Source organism: Erwinia sp. 2186 (assembly GCF_057812255.1).
In genome coordinates this window covers 3,000,223-3,018,784 of sequence record NZ_CM173824.1, presented here as the reverse complement: position 1 = coordinate 3,018,784, position 18,562 = coordinate 3,000,223, and the positions used below count along the sequence as shown (strand labels likewise).

General features: G+C 55.9%; 17 protein-coding genes. 8 read left to right on the top strand and 9 right to left on the bottom strand.

Going from position 1 to position 18,562, the window contains the following annotated elements; genetic code table 11:
* Positions 1–33: 33 nt before the first annotated feature.
* On the bottom strand, positions 34–243 hold the full coding sequence (locus tag ACXKZG_RS13925) for a hypothetical protein (RefSeq protein WP_013201697.1): 210 nt from the start codon (positions 241–243) through the stop codon (positions 34–36).
* Between the two features lie 272 nt (positions 244–515).
* Here ACXKZG_RS13925 and lolC point away from each other — a divergent pair, with 272 nt between their 5' ends.
* From lolC to cobB, 5 genes are read left to right on the top strand one after another with little or no spacing between them, the layout of a single operon-like run.
* Positions 516–1,715, top strand: a complete 1,200-nt coding sequence (gene lolC / locus ACXKZG_RS13920) for a lipoprotein-releasing ABC transporter permease subunit LolC (RefSeq protein ID WP_013201698.1) — start codon at positions 516–518, stop codon at positions 1,713–1,715.
* Positions 1,708–2,412, top strand: coding sequence for a lipoprotein-releasing ABC transporter ATP-binding protein LolD (lolD, locus tag ACXKZG_RS13915; protein WP_013201699.1), 705 nt, complete (start codon positions 1,708–1,710; stop codon positions 2,410–2,412). The genes lolC and lolD overlap by 8 nt, the downstream gene beginning before the upstream one ends.
* On the top strand, positions 2,412–3,656 hold the full coding sequence (gene lolE / locus ACXKZG_RS13910; protein ID WP_013201700.1) for a lipoprotein-releasing ABC transporter permease subunit LolE: 1,245 nt from the start codon (positions 2,412–2,414) through the stop codon (positions 3,654–3,656). The genes lolD and lolE overlap by 1 nt, the downstream gene beginning before the upstream one ends.
* A 4-nt stretch (positions 3,657–3,660) precedes the next feature.
* A complete protein-coding gene (nagK, locus tag ACXKZG_RS13905; protein WP_488875040.1) occupies positions 3,661–4,572 on the top strand; it encodes an N-acetylglucosamine kinase in 912 nt (303 codons plus the stop codon).
* Between the two features lie 10 nt (positions 4,573–4,582).
* Positions 4,583–5,416, top strand: coding sequence for a Sir2 family NAD+-dependent deacetylase (gene cobB / locus ACXKZG_RS13900; protein WP_013201702.1), 834 nt, complete (start codon positions 4,583–4,585; stop codon positions 5,414–5,416).
* Between the two features lie 708 nt (positions 5,417–6,124).
* Here cobB and ACXKZG_RS13895 read toward each other — a convergent pair.
* Complete coding sequence (locus tag ACXKZG_RS13895) at positions 6,125–7,525, bottom strand: PTS transporter subunit EIIC (protein ID WP_013201703.1); 1,401 nt, start codon at positions 7,523–7,525, stop codon at positions 6,125–6,127.
* Between the two features lie 292 nt (positions 7,526–7,817).
* Here ACXKZG_RS13895 and ACXKZG_RS13890 point away from each other — a divergent pair, with 292 nt between their 5' ends.
* On the top strand, positions 7,818–9,017 hold the full coding sequence (locus ACXKZG_RS13890; RefSeq protein ID WP_053145484.1) for an enolase C-terminal domain-like protein: 1,200 nt from the start codon (positions 7,818–7,820) through the stop codon (positions 9,015–9,017).
* On the opposite strand, the gene ACXKZG_RS13885 is transcribed toward ACXKZG_RS13890, so the two are convergent.
* Positions 9,014–9,730 (bottom strand): GntR family transcriptional regulator, encoded by a 717-nt coding sequence (locus tag ACXKZG_RS13885; RefSeq protein WP_488875039.1) that lies wholly within the window; start codon positions 9,728–9,730, stop codon positions 9,014–9,016. The genes ACXKZG_RS13890 and ACXKZG_RS13885 overlap by 4 nt on opposite strands.
* 31 nt (positions 9,731–9,761) lie before the next feature.
* On the bottom strand, positions 9,762–10,952 hold the full coding sequence (locus tag ACXKZG_RS13880) for a benzoate/H(+) symporter BenE family transporter (RefSeq protein WP_488875038.1): 1,191 nt from the start codon (positions 10,950–10,952) through the stop codon (positions 9,762–9,764).
* Positions 10,953–11,047: 95 nt separating this feature from the next.
* Between ACXKZG_RS13880 and ACXKZG_RS13875 the strand changes: the two genes are divergently transcribed.
* Together ACXKZG_RS13875 and pepT are read left to right on the top strand one after the other, a co-directional pair.
* On the top strand, positions 11,048–11,605 hold the full coding sequence (locus tag ACXKZG_RS13875) for a helix-turn-helix domain-containing protein (protein ID WP_134824884.1): 558 nt from the start codon (positions 11,048–11,050) through the stop codon (positions 11,603–11,605).
* Between the two features lie 113 nt (positions 11,606–11,718).
* Positions 11,719–12,948 (top strand): peptidase T, encoded by a 1,230-nt coding sequence (gene pepT / locus ACXKZG_RS13870; protein ID WP_105759237.1) that lies wholly within the window; start codon positions 11,719–11,721, stop codon positions 12,946–12,948.
* 68 nt (positions 12,949–13,016) lie between these two features.
* Here pepT and ACXKZG_RS13865 read toward each other — a convergent pair whose 3' ends face one another.
* The 5 genes from ACXKZG_RS13865 to hflD form a co-directional block, all read right to left on the bottom strand.
* On the bottom strand, positions 13,017–14,144 hold the full coding sequence (locus ACXKZG_RS13865; RefSeq protein ID WP_013201710.1) for a ribosomal protein uL16 3-hydroxylase: 1,128 nt from the start codon (positions 14,142–14,144) through the stop codon (positions 13,017–13,019).
* 103 nt (positions 14,145–14,247) lie between these two features.
* Positions 14,248–15,708 carry a two-component system sensor histidine kinase PhoQ gene (phoQ, locus tag ACXKZG_RS13860; RefSeq protein WP_013201711.1) on the bottom strand — a complete coding sequence of 487 codons (1,461 nt, stop codon included), beginning with the start codon at positions 15,706–15,708 and terminating at the stop codon, positions 14,248–14,250.
* 4 nt (positions 15,709–15,712) lie between these two features.
* Positions 15,713–16,381, bottom strand: coding sequence for a two-component system response regulator PhoP (phoP, locus tag ACXKZG_RS13855; protein ID WP_013201712.1), 669 nt, complete (start codon positions 16,379–16,381; stop codon positions 15,713–15,715).
* Positions 16,382–16,508: 127 nt separating this feature from the next.
* Positions 16,509–17,879, bottom strand: coding sequence for an adenylosuccinate lyase (gene purB / locus ACXKZG_RS13850; RefSeq protein WP_013201713.1), 1,371 nt, complete (start codon positions 17,877–17,879; stop codon positions 16,509–16,511).
* Between the two features lie 28 nt (positions 17,880–17,907).
* Positions 17,908–18,552, bottom strand: a complete 645-nt coding sequence (gene hflD / locus ACXKZG_RS13845; RefSeq protein ID WP_013201714.1) for a high frequency lysogenization protein HflD — start codon at positions 18,550–18,552, stop codon at positions 17,908–17,910.
* Positions 18,553–18,562 lie beyond the last annotated feature (10 nt).

The window sequence follows — 18,562 nt, the reverse complement described above, 5'->3', positions numbered from 1 at the left end:
CCGTGTTCCCCTTCAGCTAACCGGAGTATACCTCTATTTCGGCGATTGTTGGGTGTAGTGCATCTTAGGTCGGTCAATGTTTGCCCAGATCAGCTCTTTTTCACCGTGATAGCTGTGGTTGCCGTCATCCCACTTTACGTAGTAACCCGCGGGTGAATCGCCCTGTTCGAACACGTTCACTACCATGCCTTTAATGTCGCCGGTTTTGTGCCTGACAATGCTGCCTTTAGGATATTTAGACATTTTTACCACTCCTGGGCTGACTCTACGGCGATATTGCACTTAACGTATTACCTCTTTTTGAGAGGGGTTAATAGTATTGTAAGCCGATTCACGGCCGACAATTGAGCAATTAGCGGCTGTTTTTTGTGCGATATCGCGGTGATGAGGGCCATTGTTGCCGTTGCTGACAAAACAAAGCTGCACAGTCAGCGGCTTAGAGGTTCCATAACGCCGGGCTAACCTTTATTATCTTCGATCACTTTTTGCCAACGCTTTGCCAGAAGACGGATTACATGTATCAACCTGTCGCGTTATTTATCGGTCTGCGCTATATGCGTGGACGAGCTTCAGACCGCTTCGGCCGGTTTGTTTCCTGGCTCTCCGCCATCGGCATCACGCTTGGCGTGCTGGCGCTGGTCACCGTGTTATCGGTGATGAACGGTTTTGAGCATGAGCTCGAGAAGAGCACCCTCAATTTGATGCCTCAGGCGCTGATTACCAGCGACAAAGGCTCGATCAATCCGCAACAGCTGCCGGCTGACAGCCTCAAGCTGCAAGGAACGAAGAAAATTACGCCGCTGACCACCGGGGATGTGGTGCTGCAAAGCGCCCGCAGCGTCGGCGTGGGCGTGATGCTGGGCATCAACCCGGATGAACCGGATCCCCTTTCGCCTTATCTGGTGAACGTCAAGCAGACCGATCTGCAGCCCGGCAAATATAACGTGATCATTGGTGAACAGCTGGCGACCCAGCTGGGCGTGAAGCGCGGTGAAGAGCTGCGTCTGATGGTGCCTTCTGCCAGCCAGTTCACGCCGATGGGCCGCTTGCCGAGCCAGCGTCTGTTCACCGTGGTGGGCACCTTCGCCGCCAACAGTGAGGTGGACGGTTATCAGATTCTGGTAAATCAGCAGGATGCCTCAAGACTGATGCGTTATCCGGCGGGCAACATCACCGGCTGGCGTCTGTGGCTGGATAAGCCGCTGCAGGTTGACAGCCTCAGCCAGCAAAAGCTGCCGGAAGGGCTGGTATGGAAAGACTGGCGCGAGCGTAAAGGCGAGCTGTTCCAGGCGGTGCGCATGGAGAAAAACATGATGGGCCTGCTGCTGAGCCTGATCGTCGCCGTGGCAGCCTTTAACATCATCACCTCGCTGGGTCTGCTGATCATGGAGAAGCAGGGCGAAGTGGCGATCCTGCAAACCCAGGGCTTAACCCGCCGGCAAATTGTGATGGTGTTTATGGTGCAGGGTGCCACCGCAGGCATTGTCGGCTCGGTGCTGGGCGCGCTGCTCGGCGTGCTGTTAGCCAGCCAGCTGAATAACCTGATGCCGTTGATTGGCGCGTTCCTTGATGGCGCGGCGCTGCCGGTAGAAATTTCCATTCCGCAAGTGATCACCATTGTGGTAACGGCGATGGTCGTGGCGCTGCTTTCCACGCTGTATCCTTCATGGCGCGCCGCCGCCGTACAACCCGCTGAGGCTTTACGTTATGAGTAACCCGATTCTGTTGCAGTGCAATGACCTGTGCAAACGCTATCAGGAAGGCAGCGTCCAGACGGATGTGCTGCGCAATGTCTCCTTCAGCGTGGCCCCTGGCGAAATGATGGCGATTGTCGGCAGCTCCGGCTCCGGTAAAAGCACCCTGATGCATCTGCTGGGCGGGCTGGATACGCCCACCTCTGGCGATGTGGTGTTCAACGGCAAATCCCTTAACGGCATGAGCTCCTCGGCGAAGGCTGAACTGCGTAACCGCGAGCTGGGCTTTATTTACCAGTTCCACCATCTGTTGCCGGACTTTACGGCGATGGAAAACGTGGCGATGCCGCTGCTGATTGGCAAAGTGGGCAAAGCCGAGGCCGAAGCCAAAGCGATGGAGATGCTGACGGCCGTGGGTCTGGATAAGCGTGCGAAACACCGTCCGTCCGAGCTTTCCGGCGGCGAGCGTCAGCGTGTGGCCATCGCCCGTGCGCTGGTGAACAATCCGCGTCTGGTGCTGGCGGATGAGCCCACCGGTAATCTGGATGCCCGCAACGCGGATGCCATTTTCGATCTGCTGGGCGAACTGAACGTGCGTCAGGGCACGGCTTTCCTGGTGGTAACCCACGATTTACATCTTGCGAAGCGGCTTAACCGCCAGATGGAGATGCGTGACGGCCAGCTAAGCGGAGACGTGTTACTGGCAGGGAAGGCGTAATGGCGGGCAATCTTTCTCTTCTTCTTGGCCTGCGGTTCAGCCGTGGGCGTCGCCGTAGCGGCATGGTGTCGTTGATCTCGGTGATTTCCACCGTCGGTATTGCGCTGGGCGTGGCGGTACTGATCGTGGGTCTGAGTGCGATGAACGGTTTCGAGCGCGAGCTGAATAACCGTATCCTGGCGGTAGTGCCGCATGGCGAAATCGAGCCGGTCAATCAGCCCTTTACCGGCTGGCAGCAACTGCTGCCGAAGGTGGAGCAGGTGAAAGGCATCGCAGCGGCTGCACCGTACATCAACTTCACCGGGCTGATTGAAAGCGGCGCGAAGCTGCAGGCGGTTCAGGTGAAGGGCGTCGATCCTCAGCAGGAAAACAACCTGAGCGCGTTGCCGAAGTATGTGCAGAACAATGCCTGGCAGAGTTTCAGCGCCGGCAAACAGCAAATCATTCTTGGTCAGGGCGTGGCGACCAGCCTGAAGGTTAAGCAGGGCGACTGGCTGACCATCATGATCCCCAACAGCGATCCCGAGCATAAGCTGCTGCAACCGAAGCGCGTACGCCTGCAGGTGAGCGGCATTTTAGCGCTCAGCGGCATGTTGGATCACAGCCTGGCATTGGTTCCTCTGGGTGATGCGCAGCAATATTTAGGCATGGGTGACAACGTCACGGGCATTGCACTGAAGATGAGCGACCCGTTTGCCGCGCAAAAGCTGGTGCGTGATGCCGGTGAAGTGACGCATTCTTACGTCTATATCCGCAGCTGGATTGGCACCTATGGCTACATGTATCGCGATATCCAGATGATCCGCGCCATTATGTATCTGGCGATGGTGCTGGTGATTGGCGTGGCCTGTTTCAACATCGTTTCAACGCTGGTGATGGCGGTGAAGGATAAGAGTGGCGACATTGCGGTATTGCGCACGCTCGGGGCGAAGGATGGCCTGATCCGCGCTATCTTTGTCTGGTATGGCCTGATGGCCGGGCTGGTCGGCAGCGTCAGTGGCGTGGTGGTTGGCGTGCTGGCGGCATTCAACCTCACGCCGCTGATTCGCGGAATTGAAACCTTAACCGGCTATCATTTCCTGTCCGGCGATATCTACTTTATCGACTTCCTGCCATCAGAAGTGCACTGGTCAGATGTGGCTATCGTGTTGGTCACCTCGCTGGTGCTGAGTCTGATTGCCAGTTGGTATCCCGCACGGCGGGCGAGCAAAATCGACCCGGCGCGTGTACTGAGCGGACAATAACAGCATGTATTACGGTTTTGACGTTGGCGGCAGCAAGATTGCGCTGGGGGTGTATAACCTTCAGCTTCAGCAGGTCTGGACTAAGCGGGTCGTCACGCCAAAAGACGACTATCAGGCGCTGGTGGATCTGCTGGTTGCGCTCACGGAAGAAGCCGATGCCTTTTGTGGTCAACGGGGCAGCGTGGGCATTGGCGTGCCGGGGATCCCGGTGCCGGACGATGGCACGCTGTTTACCGCCAACGTGCCCGCCGCGACGGGCAGAACCTTGCAGGCCGATCTCTCGCAACGGCTGGGTCGCGATGTGCGCATCGATAACGATGCCAACTGTTTTGCCCTCTCGGAAGCCTGGGATGAAGAGTTTCAGGTCTATCCGGTGGTGATGGGGCTGATCCTTGGCACTGGCGTTGGCGGCGGACTGATTGTTGACGGCAAGCCGTTAACCGGGCGCAATTACGTGGTGGGCGAGTTTGGCCACACGCGTTTGCCGATTGATGCGCTGGACGTGCTGGGACAAAACGTAGTGCAGCCGCGATGTGGCTGTGGCAAGACGGGGTGCATTGACTCCTGGCTGTCGGGCTCGGGATTTTCCCGCCTCTGGCAGCTGCATAATCAGCAGGCTCTCAGTGCACCCGAGATTATCTCCCGCTATTATCAGGGAGATCCGCAAGCCATCGCCCATACCGACCGATACCGGGAGTTGCTGGCCGTTTGTCTGGGTAACCTGCTGACGCTGGTAGACCCGCATCTGGTGGTACTGGGGGGGGGATTGTCCAATTTCGACGCGCTGTATGACGGCCTGGCAGAGAAGGTAAGCCCTCATCTGCTGCCGGTTGCCAAACCACCGAGGTTTGAAAAGGCGCGTCACGGAGACGCAGGTGGAATGCGCGGTGCCGCATTCCTGCACGTTAAGGAATAGAGAAATTATGATGCGAACTCCCCGTCGCCGACTGCGTCTGGCGCGATACAAGAAGACCCGACGCCAGGTGCACCAGCGTTTTCGTCAGCGTATTTTTGAGCGCGATCGCAATATTGAGATAGCCCAACATCCATTGCCACGCGTGGTGGTGTTGACCGGCGCAGGTATTTCTGCCGAGTCGGGTATCCGGACTTTCCGCGCGGCCGATGGCTTATGGGAAGATCATAAAGTCGAAGATGTGGCCACGCCGGAAGGTTTTGCGCGCGATCCGCAAAAAGTGCAAGACTTCTACAATGCCCGCCGTCGTCAGTTGCAACAGCCGGAGATCCAGCCGAACGCCGCCCACGAAGCGCTGGCGGAACTGGAAGCCGCGTTGGGCGATCATTTCCTGTTGGTGACGCAGAATATCGACAACCTGCATGAGCGTGCAGGGAACAGTCACGTGATCCACATGCACGGTGAGTTGCTGAAAGTGCGTTGTGCCACCAGCGGGCAGATCCTGCATTGGGGTGATGACGTTAAGCCAGAAGATCGCTGTCATTGTTGCCAGTTCCCGTCAGTATTGCGTCCCCACGTCGTCTGGTTTGGCGAGATGCCATTACAGATGGACGAGATTTACGCGGCATTGAGCGAGGCCGACTATTTCGTCGCCATCGGAACATCAGGCCACGTTTACCCCGCCGCAGGTTTCGTTCACGAAGCCAAACTGCAGGGCGCGCATACCGTCGAGCTGAACCTCGAGCCCAGCCAGGTCGGCAGTGAGTTCGAAGAAAAAGACTACGGTTTAGCGAGTGAAGTCGTGCCGAAGTTTGTGCACAATCTACTGGCTAAAATCGCGCGGTAATTGCTGAAGGTAAGTAGTTGAGGCGAAGAGGTTGTCGCCGCTGATAGCCAGTAAGTCGTCTGCGTGGCCCGGTATCCCGTTCAGGGAGAGAAGGTTGAACGCAAAGACGCCGTAAACCCATCCCTGGGGGCTCAGCGGCGACATCCCTGTCGCCGAAGACTCGCTATCAACCTTCTCTCCCTTCCTCGACGCTTCAGTGTCACCTGTTTAAATGGGGATGCACACGTCAAAACCGTTTACAGCGGCATACTTTAGAATTGTGCGTCTGGGAAACACTGCAGCAATGCCGTGCCACCGAGCTGGTCTTGATCTGTGCGTCCACGAATACAGCCACCGACACCAATGCTATTGGGTGGCGGCATAGAGTGCCTTAGCCGAGTGTCTGCGGCAGGGATGCCGCAGCCAAGCCTACAGGGATGTATTTACGGCGTCTCGGATAAGGCACTCTATGCTGACGCCGTTTCACCCGAGCTGGTCTTGACCTGTGCGTCCACGAATACAGCCAACGACACCAATGCTATTGGTTGGCGGCATAGAGTGTCTTAGCCGAGTGTCTGCGGCAGGGATGCCGCAGCCAAGCCTACAGGGATGTATTTACGGCGCCTCGGATAAGGCACTCTATGCTGACGCCTTACCCCCGGAACCGGTTTTGACCTGTGCTGACACCGTGCCACCGCACTCACCCATGACCTCAACTCCAAAACCCCATCACGCCTCGCTCTCAACCACCTGCTCAGCACTCTCCGATGGTTTATTCCTGACCAACAACATCGTCAGCGTAAACGACAACACCAACGCTATCGCCACGCCCATCAAGGCGAAAACGAAATAGGGACCGATGTAGGCGGGCAAACTGAAGATGCTCGACAGGATATAACCGTATAACCGCACGCCGAAGAAGGCGATAAAGGCCGAGGCTAATGAACTGGCAATGGTGGCAGCGATAAAGGCTTTCTTATAACGCGTTAACACCCCAAACAGCGCCGGCTCGGTAATCCCCAATAACGCTGATATCGCTGCAGAAAGCACCACGGACTTCTCCTGACGCGTCTTGCAATGCAGCCAGATAGCGAATGTCGCGCCGGCTATCGCCATGTTTGCCATAAACATCATTGGCATCAACATGTCATAGCCGCGATCGGTAAAGTTCTGCAACGCAATCGGCGTCATGGCGTGATGCATTCCCGTCAGAATCGCTACCGGGCGAATGGCACCGACCACCAGACCCGCGAAGCTTGCCGAAATGCCAAATAACCCTTCGATAAACCAGGCCAACAGCTTGCCCAGCCAGATGCCCATTGGTCCAATCACCACCAGCGCGACTAATGCAGCAATAAACAGCGTCAATGTCGGGGTGAAAACCGTTTTTAGTACGTCCGGCATAAACCGGTCGACCCAACGATGGATATAACTGAGCGCCAGCACAGAGAAAATAATCGGGATCACGCTGGAGGCGTAATTAAACACCGATACCGGCACCACGTTGAAGAAGTAAATGGTGTCCACCGCGCCGGGTGCATGGCTGGCCAACGCTTTCGCTGCGTCAATCAGCGAGGGATACATCAGACAGGCCGCAACCGCCGCAGCCAGATACTCGTTGGTTTTGAACATCTTCGCGGCTGAAATCGCCAGGAAAAACGGCAGAAAATAGAACACGCCGCTGGCAATCAAATCAATGACCACCACCGTATCGCTGCTGGCTGAAATCACCTTCAGGGCAATCAATCCTGCCAGCAAACCTTTGATCATCCCGGCACCCGCGATGGCCGGTACAATCGGACCAAATACCCCCGAAACCGTATCCATAAATAGCGAAATCAGCCCTTTTCTGGCTTTTCCCGCGGCGGCTGGTCGATCGGCATCCGGCGACACCTGAGGCAAAATCGCCTGATACCACTCATTGACCTTCGGCCCGATAATGATCTGAAACTGATCGCTCTGAATCTGTGCGCCTAATACTCCCGGTAACGCCTTAATATCGGCCTGGCGTATTTTGCTCTTATCAACCAGATCAAAACGCAGACGGGTCATGCAGTGCCAGACTTTATTTATATTTCCGGCACCCCCTACCAGCTCTATTATCTTTTGACTTGTCGCGGTAATTCCCATGAAGCCTGCTCCTGAAACGATCTGATATTCCAGGCGAAATAGTAGAGAAACCCTCAACCTAAAACAAACCAATAAATGTTGATTCAGCTCACAGTTCGCCATCAGCAGGCGTTAAAAGTAAGGCTAATCAATAATTGGTCTGGTTTTTGGCGATAATATTGACGCTTTTCAGACCAAAAAAAACAGACGAAAAAAAGGGTTTACGCCAGCCGATAAATAGCTTCATAGTACTGCACATTAACCGGGGTAAACCTCTTCAGTGACCACCTGATCCAGACCGGAGCCTATTTTAATGTCACCCACGCTGATTAAAAATATTGAATGTTTTATCACTAAACCTGACCGCCATAATTTGATTGTGGTCCGTGTGACCACCGATAAAAATATCATTGGTTATGGCTGCGCAACCTTCCAGCAACGCCCACTGGCGGTGAAAACCATGGTGGATGACTATCTTAAGCCGCTGCTGATTGGCCGCGATGCCAATGCCATTGAAGATTTGTGGCAGATGATGATGGTGAATGCCTACTGGCGGAATGGTCCGGTGATCAACAATGCGGTCTCTGGCGTGGATATGGCGCTGTGGGATATCAAAGGGCAGCTGGCCGGTATGCCGCTTTATCAGCTCTTCGGCGGTAAATCGAAAGATGCCATCGCTGTTTACAGCCACGCGTCGGCGGAAACGCTGGAAGGCCTCTTTCCCCAGATCGATACATTACTCGCCGACGGTCATCGTCATATTCGCTGCCAGCTTGGCTTTTACGGCGGCACGCCGGAAGGGATGCATAGCACCCGACAGCCCACGCCAGGCGCTTACTACGATCAGGATGAATATATGGCCAACACCGTGGCGATGTTTAAGGCGCTGCGGGAAAAGTACGGCAATCGCTTCCATATCCTGCACGACGTCCACGAACGCCTGTTCCCACAGCAGGCGATCCAGTTTGCCAAAGCCGTTGAACCTTATCAGCCGTACTTTATCGAAGATATTGTCTCGCCTCAGCAATCCGGCTGGCTGGAGCAGGTGCGTGCCCATTCCTGCGTGCCGCTGGCGCTGGGTGAACTGTTTAACAATCCGGCCGAATGGCACGACTTGGTGGTTAACCGTCGCATTGATTTTATCCGCTGCCACGTCTCTCAACTGGGCGGAATCACCCCGGCGCTGAAACTGGCGGTGCTCTGTCAGGCATTTGGCGTGCGGCTGGCCTGGCATGGGCCGCCGGATATGACGCCAATTGGCGCGGCGGTGAATACCCATCTGAATATCCACCTGCATAACGCCGCGATTCAGGAATTCAATCCGTATGGTGCCAATACGCTGAAGGTCTTCCCACAGGCAGCCCAGGCGGAGCAGGGCTATCTCTATCCGATAGACCGGCCGGGCATTGGGGTGGGCTTTGAACAACAGGCCGCAGAAGCGTTTCCGGTTGCGTATCGCGCGCATGAATGGACGCAGAGCCGCTTACCCAATGGCGCCATGCATACGCCTTAACCCGTAGACTGGCGGAAGGTCAGGCTGTCCTGATTAAACGGGATGACGTAGGTGCAGTTGTAATGGATATCCACCACCTCGCTGATCTCAAATACGCGGCCGCCTTCCAGAATCCCCCGGCTGTTGATCTGCATCGCCGGAATGCCTTTTTTGCAGGTGAGCAATGCCGCCTGCTCTTTACTGACCGCAATCGCCTGATAACTGGTCAGCAGATGCGAAATGCGGAACCCGCGACTCAAAACGTATTTCTGCAGTGAACTCTCAATAATGTGCTGGTTGAGATCCGGAAAATCGGCCACCGGCAGTTTCGAAACCTCAATCTGCATGCGCACATTATCCACGTAACGTACCCGGCAAAACCGCCAAATCCACGCGTCTGCCGCCAGGCCAAACACCTGACGTTCGTCCTTATCCGGCAGCTTTTTATGCAGGCTGATCAGCTTAAAGCCAATCTGGTCGAAACGCTTTTCGGTGATCGAGTTATAGACCAGGGGATTGGTGCGGGCGCGCTCGCTGATGTAGATGCCCGATCCCTGCACCACATTGACTACGCCAATGCTCACCAGCTTCTCCAGCGCCTGGCGGATGGTAAAGCGCGACACGCCATACTCTTCCGCCAGCTGTCGCTCTGGCGGCAGCTTACGCTGCGCCGGATCGTGTTGCTGATAGATTTTGCTCAGCAAATCCTGAGTCACAAAGTCTTTCTTTTTCATCGTGCTGCCACCACTCGCTCGGGGATAACTACTATACCTCAACGGGCTTTTTCTTCGGCAGAGAAAGGATCAGATGGGTGATCACGCCACCCACCAGGCCCCAGAACGCGGCTCCGACACCAAGCAAACTCAGCCCGGACGCGGTGATCAGGAAAGCGATCACCGCCGCTTCCCGCTGTTTCTCGTCGGCAAGGGCGCGTTGCAAACTGCCAGCGATGGTCCCCAGCAGCGCCAGTCCGGCGATGGTGTGGATCAATGCCGGCGGCAGGGCGCTGAATAACTGTCCAATCGCGGCGCCAAATAATCCTGCCATCAGGTAGAAAAAGCCGGCGCAGGCCGCACCCCAGTATCGCCGCTGAGGATCGGGATGCACATCAGGCCCCATACAAATCGCGGCGGTGATCGCGGCAATACACACCGAGAATCCGCCAAAAGGTGCCAGAAGCAGCGAGGCCAGGCCGGTCCAACTCATCAACGGGGAAATGGGTACCTGATAACCGGCGGCTTTGAGGGTGGCAATGCCCGGCGCATTCTGTGACGCCATGGTCACCACAAAAAACGGGATACCAATGCCGAGCAGCGTTGAAAGGCTAAACTCTGGGGCAATAAATTGCGGCAAAGCAAAGCGCAACGGCTGATGGGAGAAGTGGATCTCACCGCTGAACCCGGCGATCAGCAGCCCGGCGACCAGCGTCAGCACGATGGCATAGCGGGGCAGATAGCGTTTTGCCAGCAGGTACGCCAGACACATGCTGGCGGTCAGCGGAAAGTTAAGCTTCAGCGCGCCAAAGGCATCCAGACCAAACCGCAGTAGGATCCCGGCGAGCATCGCGGCAGAAATCGCCTGCGGGATATAGTTCATCAGCCGCGCAAACAGACCCGTCACGCCGCACAGGAAAATCAGCCCTGAAGCGAAAATGAAGATGCCAATCGCTTGCGCAATCGGCGTGCCTGGCAGACTGGTCACCAGCAGCGCCGCGCCGGGCGTTGACCAGGCGGTCAGAATCGGCGCGCGGTAGTAAAGCGACAGTCCCAGCGACGTCACGCCCATCGCCAGGCCGAGCATACTTAGCCAGCCACCAATTTGCAGCTCAGAGGCACCGGCGGCACCCGCAGCCTGAAAAATGATCGCCGCCGAACTGGTATAACCCACCAACACGGCAACAAAACCGGCCACAACGGCCGGGAAGGTCAGATGCTTAAAGGAAAACGGCGGGCGCATATCAGGATCCTGTTTGTACGTTATAACGCACACGCTACCACTGTGCGTTATAACGTACAAGCGCTATACTGAGCCCCGGACTGACTGGAGGAATGATGGAACCCGACCTTGGACACACGTTGAAATCACTGCGAACGTCGCGCGAATGGAGCCTGACGATGGCGGCGGAGCAGACTGGCGTCAGTAAAGCCATGCTCGGGCAGATAGAGCGCGGCGAATCCAGCCCGACAGTGGCCACGCTGTGGAAAATCGCCACCGGCTTTAACGTCCCTTTTTCACTTTTTATCACCGCCACCACGCCGCCATCTTCAGCAGAGGTGCAACGCAGTGGCTCCATTGCCAGCTGGCAGCAACACAGCGGCAATATGCAGGTCACACCGGTGTTTCCTTTCGATCCGCAGTTGGGATTTGATATGTTGGCCGTCGAGCTGGCGGCGGGCGCGTCCAGCGACTCTTCGGCCCATGACCACGGGGTGATTGAACATGTGATCGTGCTCAGCGGCAGGCTAGCGCTGCAGGTTAACGATCGCTGGCACAGTTTGCAGACCGGGGAAGGGTTACGCTTCCAGGCCGACTGTCCGCACAGCTATCGCAATGAAACCGATCGGGTGGTTCACTTCCAAAGCCTGATCCACTATCCCAAAACCCACTAAAATACCGTCAGAAGGCAACAACAGCCGGGTAACTTGCTGCAGTAGTGACCTGGAGCAATATTCTGATGGGTGAGGTTTCACATACTACGCATTCGCATTCAGAGGGACGGCAGATGAATAACTTACTCGATCGCTTCTTAAACTATGTTTCTTATGACACGCAATCGAAAGGCGCCGCACGTCAGGTGCCGAGCACCGAAGGACAGTGGCAGCTGGCGCGTGTGCTGCAGGCGGAGCTGACAAGCCTGGGGCTCAGCGACATTACGCTCAGCGATCACGGCATTGTGATGGCGACGCTCCCCGCGAATGTCGACTGGGACGTGCCGACGATTGGCTTTATTTCGCATATGGACACCTCGCCGGACTTCACCGCGAAACACGTTAATCCGCAAATCGTCGAAAATTATCGCGGCGGCGATATTGCCCTCGGCATCGGCGATGAAATTCTGTCGCCCGTGATGTTCCCGGTATTGCACAGCCTGATTGGCCATACGCTGATCACCACCGACGGTAAAACCCTGTTAGGCGCTGATGACAAAGCCGGCGTTGCCGAAATTATGACGGCGCTGGCGCGGCTGAAAGCCGGGAATATTCCGCACGGTAAAATCCGCGTGGCCTTTACGCCAGACGAAGAGATCGGTAAAGGCACCAGCTGTTTTGATGTAGCGGCCTTTGGCGCGGAATGGGGTTACACCGTGGATGGCGGCGGAATGGGCGAGTTCGAATTTGAGAACTTTAACGCGGCTTCCGCCACGGTAAAAATTACCGGCAATAACGTTCATCCCGGCACCGCTAAAAACGTGATGGTGAATGCGCTGGATTTGGCGATGCGCTTCCATGCGGCGATGCCGGAAAAAGAAGTGCCGGAACACACGTCGGGCTATGAAGGTTTTTACCATCTGCACAACATCAAGGGCAGCGTGGATAAAGCCGAGCTGCACTACATCATCCGTGATTTTGATTTTGAAAGCTTCACCGCACGTAAGCAGTTGATAAGGGATCTTGCGGCAACGCAAAGCAAAAATCTGCAGGCGGGTTGCCGCATAGACGTTCAAATTGATGATAGCTACTTCAATATGCGCGAGAAGGTTGAGGCCCATCCACATATTGTCGAACTGGCGCTGCAGGCGATGCGCGAGTGCGATATCGAACCGGACGTGAAGCCGATCCGCGGCGGCACCGATGGCGCGGCGTTATCCTTTATGGGATTACCGTGCCCGAACCTGTTTACCGGCGGCTATAACTATCACGGCAAGCACGAGTTTGCCTCGCTGGATAATATGGAAAAAGCGGTGACGGTCATTATGCGCATCGCGGCGCTAACGGCAGAAAAAGCGAAATAAAAATAAAAAAGGCCGATGCGAGATCGGCCTTTTTGTCTTTGAGACGCCCTGAGATTCTGGGCTGTCTACTATTCTTCGTCGCTGAAATACCAGTAACCGCTGTTGACCAGCGCCGCCAGCTGGGCGAGGAACGACGGATCGTCCAGCGCTTCGGCCAGGTCCTCTGCGCCAAGCTGATGCAGGTTAGCAATGGCGGTCAGGGCTGCATGATGAGGAGATTCCATCTGCTCGCCGTTCACAAACACCGCAGAGCCGATGGTCAGCACGCGCAGACCGCCAAGGCGGGATAACTTATCACCCTGTTGCAGCGCATCGTAAATCTCATCTGGCTGATACGGCGGTTCTGGCGGTGCCACATCCAGCTCATGGCGCGATTGCGAAATAAACTCACCGAACCACTGGTTGAATTGCTCCGGCTGGTTGATCACGTCGATCATCATCGCGCGGATGCCTTCCAGTTCTTCGGGCAGGATCTCAGCTTTGTGTTCACGTGCCGGCACATCCGGATCGCTGAAGCGGTGGCTGCCCAACTCTCGGGCGATAGCATAGTCAGCGAAGCCGCTGATCAGTTCACGTCCGCTCGGCGCACGGAAGCCAACAGAGTAGTTGATGGCGTTTTCCAGCGAGTAGCCTTCATGCGGGAATCCTGGCGGAATATACAGAATGTCGCCGGGCTCCATTTCTTCATCAATGATCGCGTCGAATGGCTCAACCTGCAGCAGGTCAGGGTGCGGGCAATGCTGCTTTAACGGCACCTTATCGCCCACGCGCCAGCGACGGCGGCCGGTGCCCTGAATAATAAACACGTCGTACTGATCGAAGTGGGGACCCACACCGCCGCCAGGGACCGAGAAGGAGATCATCAGATCGTCGGTACGCCAGTCAGGCAGGAAACTGAACGGGCGCATCAGCGCGGCTGAAGGCTCGTGCCAGTGATCCACCGCCTGCACCAGCAACGACCAGTTGTTCTCACCAAGGTGATCAAAACTCTCAAACGGGCCGTGGCTGACCTGCCATTTTCCGTCCTGATGGCTGACCAGACGGCTGTCGACTTCGTTTTCCATCGCCAGCCCGGCCAGTTCGTCCGGGGAGATTGGGTCAACGAAATTTTTAAAGCCACGCTTAAGCACTACCGGACGTTTCTGCCAGTAACGCTGAATAAAATCTGCGCAGTTGAGATCGAGTTGATAATCCATGAAGGGAGTTCCTGAAACGCTGAATTTAATCGATTATAACAGTGCCGGGCGGGGTCGGGGTAACCCATTTGCTCGGCACTGCTCAGGGAAGCGGCGGTCGTCACTATTCGTCGGTGTGTAAGACTTCCTGACGCCGGAATATCACTTCCATCCGCGCGCCACCCAACTCGCTGGTGGAGGCGACAATGTCACCGGCATACTGCTCAAGAATATCTCTCGCTACCGCTAAACCCAGACCCTGGCCTGGACGCAGGGTGTCGGCTCGCTGTCCGCGGATAAAGATCATGTCCCGTTTGCTTTCAGGGATGCCTGGACCGTCATCCTCAACGATAAGATGCAGCTCTTCGTCGGTCTGACGCACGCTGATTTCGACAAATTCCAGGCAATATTTGCAGGCGTTATCCAGCACGTTGCCCATCACTTCCATCAAATCGTTATGTTCGCCAACAAAGGTCAGTTCAGGGGAGATATCCAAGGTAAGCACTACGCCTTTACGCTGATAAACCTTATTCAGCGCCGAGCACAGGCTGTCCAGCAGCGCCGGAACCGAATGCAGTTCGCGCTTCAGCACGTTGTGATCGGCCTGCATACTGGCGCGGTGCAGGTAATAACCAATCTGTTGTGAAATACGACTGATCTGCTCAAGCATAATCGGCTCGGCCTGCTCAATCGACAGATTCTGACCGCCACGCAGCGAGCGCAGGGTGGTTTGCAGCACCGCCAACGGGGTTTTCAGACTGTGAGTTAAATCACTGAGCGTGGTGCGATAGCGGGTGTAACGCTGACGCTCGTTATCCAACAGCAGGTTGAGGTTGCGCACCAGGCTTTTCAATTCCTGAGGCGGGCGGGGATCCAGCGTGTCGCGCGTGCCACCTTCCAGCTCGCGAACCTGCGCCGCCAGCGTGCCGATCGGGCGCAGACTCCAGTGCGCGGCCAGCCATAACAGGGGGATCACCAGCAGCAGGTTCACCAACAGCACATAACTGAACCATGACCAGACCACGTCTGAATGCTGCAACTCCTGCGGAATGGTATCGACCACCACAATGGTCAGCGCAGGCAGGTTCGGCGTGGCATCGTAACGGTTAACCGCCACCGAGTGGGTGAAGGTGTCGTTATTATCGTCGTCGTAAGCGGTCAGTTTATTCTGCGCTTCGGTATTATTTCCCAACGCTTCACGACTGGTGCTGTTGTCGGTATCGATCTCGTAGAAATCCGAACTTTTCAGCCATTCGCGCTTAATCTTATTGCGGATTTCCGGCACGTCGCGCAGTTGCCACAGCAGCTTGCCTTTCTCGTTATAGATATACACCAGCGTCGGGAAATTCAACGAAACCCGCTCTGGCTGGGCGATGGTTAATTTACCGTCCTGCCACTGCGCAAGGGTGAAGAACAGGTTACTTTCACCGCGCATCACCCGGTAGGTGTTCTTATCGAAGCTCATTACGTAGCCGACCACCGCCACCATCCCGTAGGAAAGTGACAGGATCAGCACCACGGCAGCAGTAGCCACCAGGAAGCGGGCGCGGAGCGAGAAGGGCGTTTTTGGGCGGAAATCTGGCATCTGTTTACAAATCGAACCTGTAGCCCTGACCGCGCACGGTGGTGATCACATCCAGCGGATGTTCAGCCTGCATTTTCTTGCGCAGACGGCCCATCAGGACATCGATGGTATGGCTTTCACGCAGTTCAGCATCCGGATAGAGCTGCAGCATCAGCGAATCTTTGCTGACCACTTTGCCTGCATTGCGGATCAGCGTTTCGATGATGGTGTATTCAAACGCGGTCAGCTTGATTTGGGTGTCGTTAATGGTCAGCTCACGGCGTGAGAGGTCGACCTGGAAGGGCGCTAACGAAATAATTTGTGAGGCCAGACCGCTGTTACGGCGCATCAGCGCCTGCATGCGGGCAACCACTTCTTCAATATGGAAAGGTTTGGTGACGTAATCATCGGCACCGGCTTCCAGCGCTTCTACCTTTGCCTGCCAGCCTTCACGCGCGGTCAGCACCAGAATCGGTTGCTTAACATCTTCGCTGCGCCAGCGGCGTATCAGCGCCATGCCATCTTCATCGGGCAGGCCTAAGTCAACCAGAGTGATATCAGGCGTGTGTTCGTTGAGGAAATAGTCGGCTTCTTTCGCATCTTCAGCGGCATCAACCTGATGGCCCATATCCCGCAACTGTACGGCGAGATGGTGACGAAGCAGTTGATTATCTTCCACAACCAGTACGCGCATAATTTATCCTTTCTGTCTGACAGTGTTACGGCCCCAGAGCCTTGTTATAAGTCTTTGCAGAGTATAGGTGAAAGCAGATAAACAGCAGGTTAACGCGGGCCGACTAGCGCCGGCCCGCGAGGCAGTATTACTTCAGGTCGTCGACCATCTGAATCGCACGGCCAATGTAGTTAGCCGGGGTCATCAGTTTCAGGCGGGTTTTCTCTTCTTCCGGCAGCGCCAGGCTGTCAATAAACGCTTTCATTCCGGCGGCATCCACACGCTTGCCACGGGTCAGCTCTTTCAGCTTTTCATACGGCTTTTCAATGCCATAGCGGCGCATCACGGTCTGAATTGGCTCGGCCAGCACTTCCCAGTTGTGATCCAGCTCGTCCAGCAGACGGTCACGATTCACTTCCAGCTTAGAGATGCCTTTCAGCGTCGACTGATAAGCGATCACCGCATAGCCGACACCCACGCCGAGGTTACGCAGCACGGTGGAGTCAGTCAGGTCGCGCTGCCAGCGTGAAACCGGCAGTTTGCTTGCCAGGTGCTGCATCATGGCATTGGCCAGACCCAAGTTGCCTTCTGAGTTTTCGAAGTCAATCGGGTTAACTTTATGCGGCATGGTGGAAGAACCGATTTCGCCAGCGATGGTTTTCTGCTTGAAATGGTTCAGGGCGATATAACCCCAGACATCACGATCGAAGTCGATCAGGATGGTGTTGAAGCGCGCCATGCAGTCAAACAGCTCGGCAATATAGTCGTGCGGCTCGATCTGCGTGGTGTACGGATTCCAGGTGATGCCCAGGCCGGTGACAAAGCTTTCGCTCAGTTCATGCCAGTCCACTTCCGGGTAAGCGACAATGTGCGCATTATAGTTACCGACAGCGCCGTTGATTTTACCCAGCATTTCAATGCGTTCCAGCTGACGAAGCTGACGCTCGAAACGGTAGGCCACGTTCGCCATCTCTTTACCCAGCGTAGACGGCGTGGCCGGCTGACCGTGGGTACGGGAAAGCAGAGGAATATCGCGGTACTGCACGGCCAGGTCTTTCACGGCGGTGATGATCTGGGTCCAGTAAGGCACAATCACTTCGCGGCGTGCGGTTTCCAGCATCAGTGCGTGAGACAGGTTGTTGATGTCTTCCGAGGTACAGGCGAAGTGGATGAACTCAGAAACCGCATGCAGCGCGGCGTTTGGCTCCACCTTCTCTTTCAGGAAGTACTCAACCGCTTTCACATCATGGTTGGTGGTGCGTTCGATGGTTTTGATGCGCGCTGCATCTTCCACGCTAAAATTGCTGACAATCGCATCGAGGAAAGCGTTTGCGTCGGCATCAAATGCAGGAACTTCCTTGATCTCTGCGCAGGCGGCCAGTTTCTGTAACCAGCGAACTTCCACTTCCACGCGGAATTTCAGCAGGCCAAATTCGCTGAAAATGCCACGTAACGGGGTGATTTTGTCGCCATAACGGCCATCAACGGGTGAGACGGCAGTCAGAGAGGATAATTCCATCAGTGCAACTCCTGGATCGGTTAACAAATTAGAGTGAAGACTCGGGCATACGGGACAGCATTTGCTTCGCCTCAGCGGCGAGGCGATTGCGTGAAAACATTAACTGCAGGCGACCGCCGCCGACCTGGTGCCAGAGTACCGCAGAACGGATGCCGGCAAGCAGGGTGGCGCGGACTTTGCTCTGGATCTGCGCATTCTGCAACACGGCGGGCGAGCCGGTAACCTGAATGCGTGGACCGAGCGGGCTAATCACATCGACATAAATGGCCGCCATGGCGCTCAGCAGCGTGTCGGAATCTAAATCATAGTGCGCCAGCTGCCGATCTAACTGGCTGACGCGCTGAGAAAGGTCGTTCAGCGCGGTTTTATTGGCGCTGAGCTTACGCTCCAGCACCATCATACTCAGCGTATAGCGGGTCAGTTCGGCACCGGCACCGTGGCGGCTGCTGCTGTTTAACACCGCCAGCAGCGACTCAAGACCGAAGCGCAGATTCGCTTCATCATTACCATAAATCGCCAGCGTGGAGGCCGGGTTAAGATCGACCACGCTTTGCAGCGAGGTTTTCAGCGGCTCTGCCGGACAATGGCCCTGATGCGCCAGTTGCTGGACCAGATGAGCAGACTGGCAGATGCCCGCGAGGGCCAGCGTAATATCGTAATAATTCTTCGCCACGGTAACTCCT

What these genes read in the sequence shown, in the direction of transcription:
- ACXKZG_RS13875 (WP_134824884.1), top strand. Translation starts at nt 11,048, where the DNA reads ATGGAACCCGACCTTGGACACACGTTGAAATCACTGCGAACGTCGCGC.
- pepT (WP_105759237.1), top strand. Translation starts at nt 11,719, where the DNA reads ATGAATAACTTACTCGATCGCTTCTTAAACTATGTTTCTTATGACACG.
- ACXKZG_RS13885 (WP_488875039.1), bottom strand. Translation starts at nt 9,730, where the DNA reads ATGAAAAAGAAAGACTTTGTGACTCAGGATTTGCTGAGCAAAATCTAT.
- nagK (WP_488875040.1), top strand. Translation starts at nt 3,661, where the DNA reads ATGTATTACGGTTTTGACGTTGGCGGCAGCAAGATTGCGCTGGGGGTG.
- cobB (WP_013201702.1), top strand. Translation starts at nt 4,583, where the DNA reads ATGCGAACTCCCCGTCGCCGACTGCGTCTGGCGCGATACAAGAAGACC.
- ACXKZG_RS13890 (WP_053145484.1), top strand. Translation starts at nt 7,818, where the DNA reads ATGTCACCCACGCTGATTAAAAATATTGAATGTTTTATCACTAAACCT.
- ACXKZG_RS13895 (WP_013201703.1), bottom strand. Translation starts at nt 7,525, where the DNA reads ATGGGAATTACCGCGACAAGTCAAAAGATAATAGAGCTGGTAGGGGGT.
- lolE (WP_013201700.1), top strand. Translation starts at nt 2,412, where the DNA reads ATGGCGGGCAATCTTTCTCTTCTTCTTGGCCTGCGGTTCAGCCGTGGG.
- phoP (WP_013201712.1), bottom strand. Translation starts at nt 16,381, where the DNA reads ATGCGCGTACTGGTTGTGGAAGATAATCAACTGCTTCGTCACCATCTC.
- lolD (WP_013201699.1), top strand. Translation starts at nt 1,708, where the DNA reads ATGAGTAACCCGATTCTGTTGCAGTGCAATGACCTGTGCAAACGCTAT.
- purB (WP_013201713.1), bottom strand. Translation starts at nt 17,879, where the DNA reads ATGGAATTATCCTCTCTGACTGCCGTCTCACCCGTTGATGGCCGTTAT.
- ACXKZG_RS13865 (WP_013201710.1), bottom strand. Translation starts at nt 14,144, where the DNA reads ATGGATTATCAACTCGATCTCAACTGCGCAGATTTTATTCAGCGTTAC.
- ACXKZG_RS13880 (WP_488875038.1), bottom strand. Translation starts at nt 10,952, where the DNA reads ATGCGCCCGCCGTTTTCCTTTAAGCATCTGACCTTCCCGGCCGTTGTG.
- lolC (WP_013201698.1), top strand. Translation starts at nt 516, where the DNA reads ATGTATCAACCTGTCGCGTTATTTATCGGTCTGCGCTATATGCGTGGA.
- phoQ (WP_013201711.1), bottom strand. Translation starts at nt 15,708, where the DNA reads ATGCCAGATTTCCGCCCAAAAACGCCCTTCTCGCTCCGCGCCCGCTTC.
- ACXKZG_RS13925 (WP_013201697.1), bottom strand. Translation starts at nt 243, where the DNA reads ATGTCTAAATATCCTAAAGGCAGCATTGTCAGGCACAAAACCGGCGAC.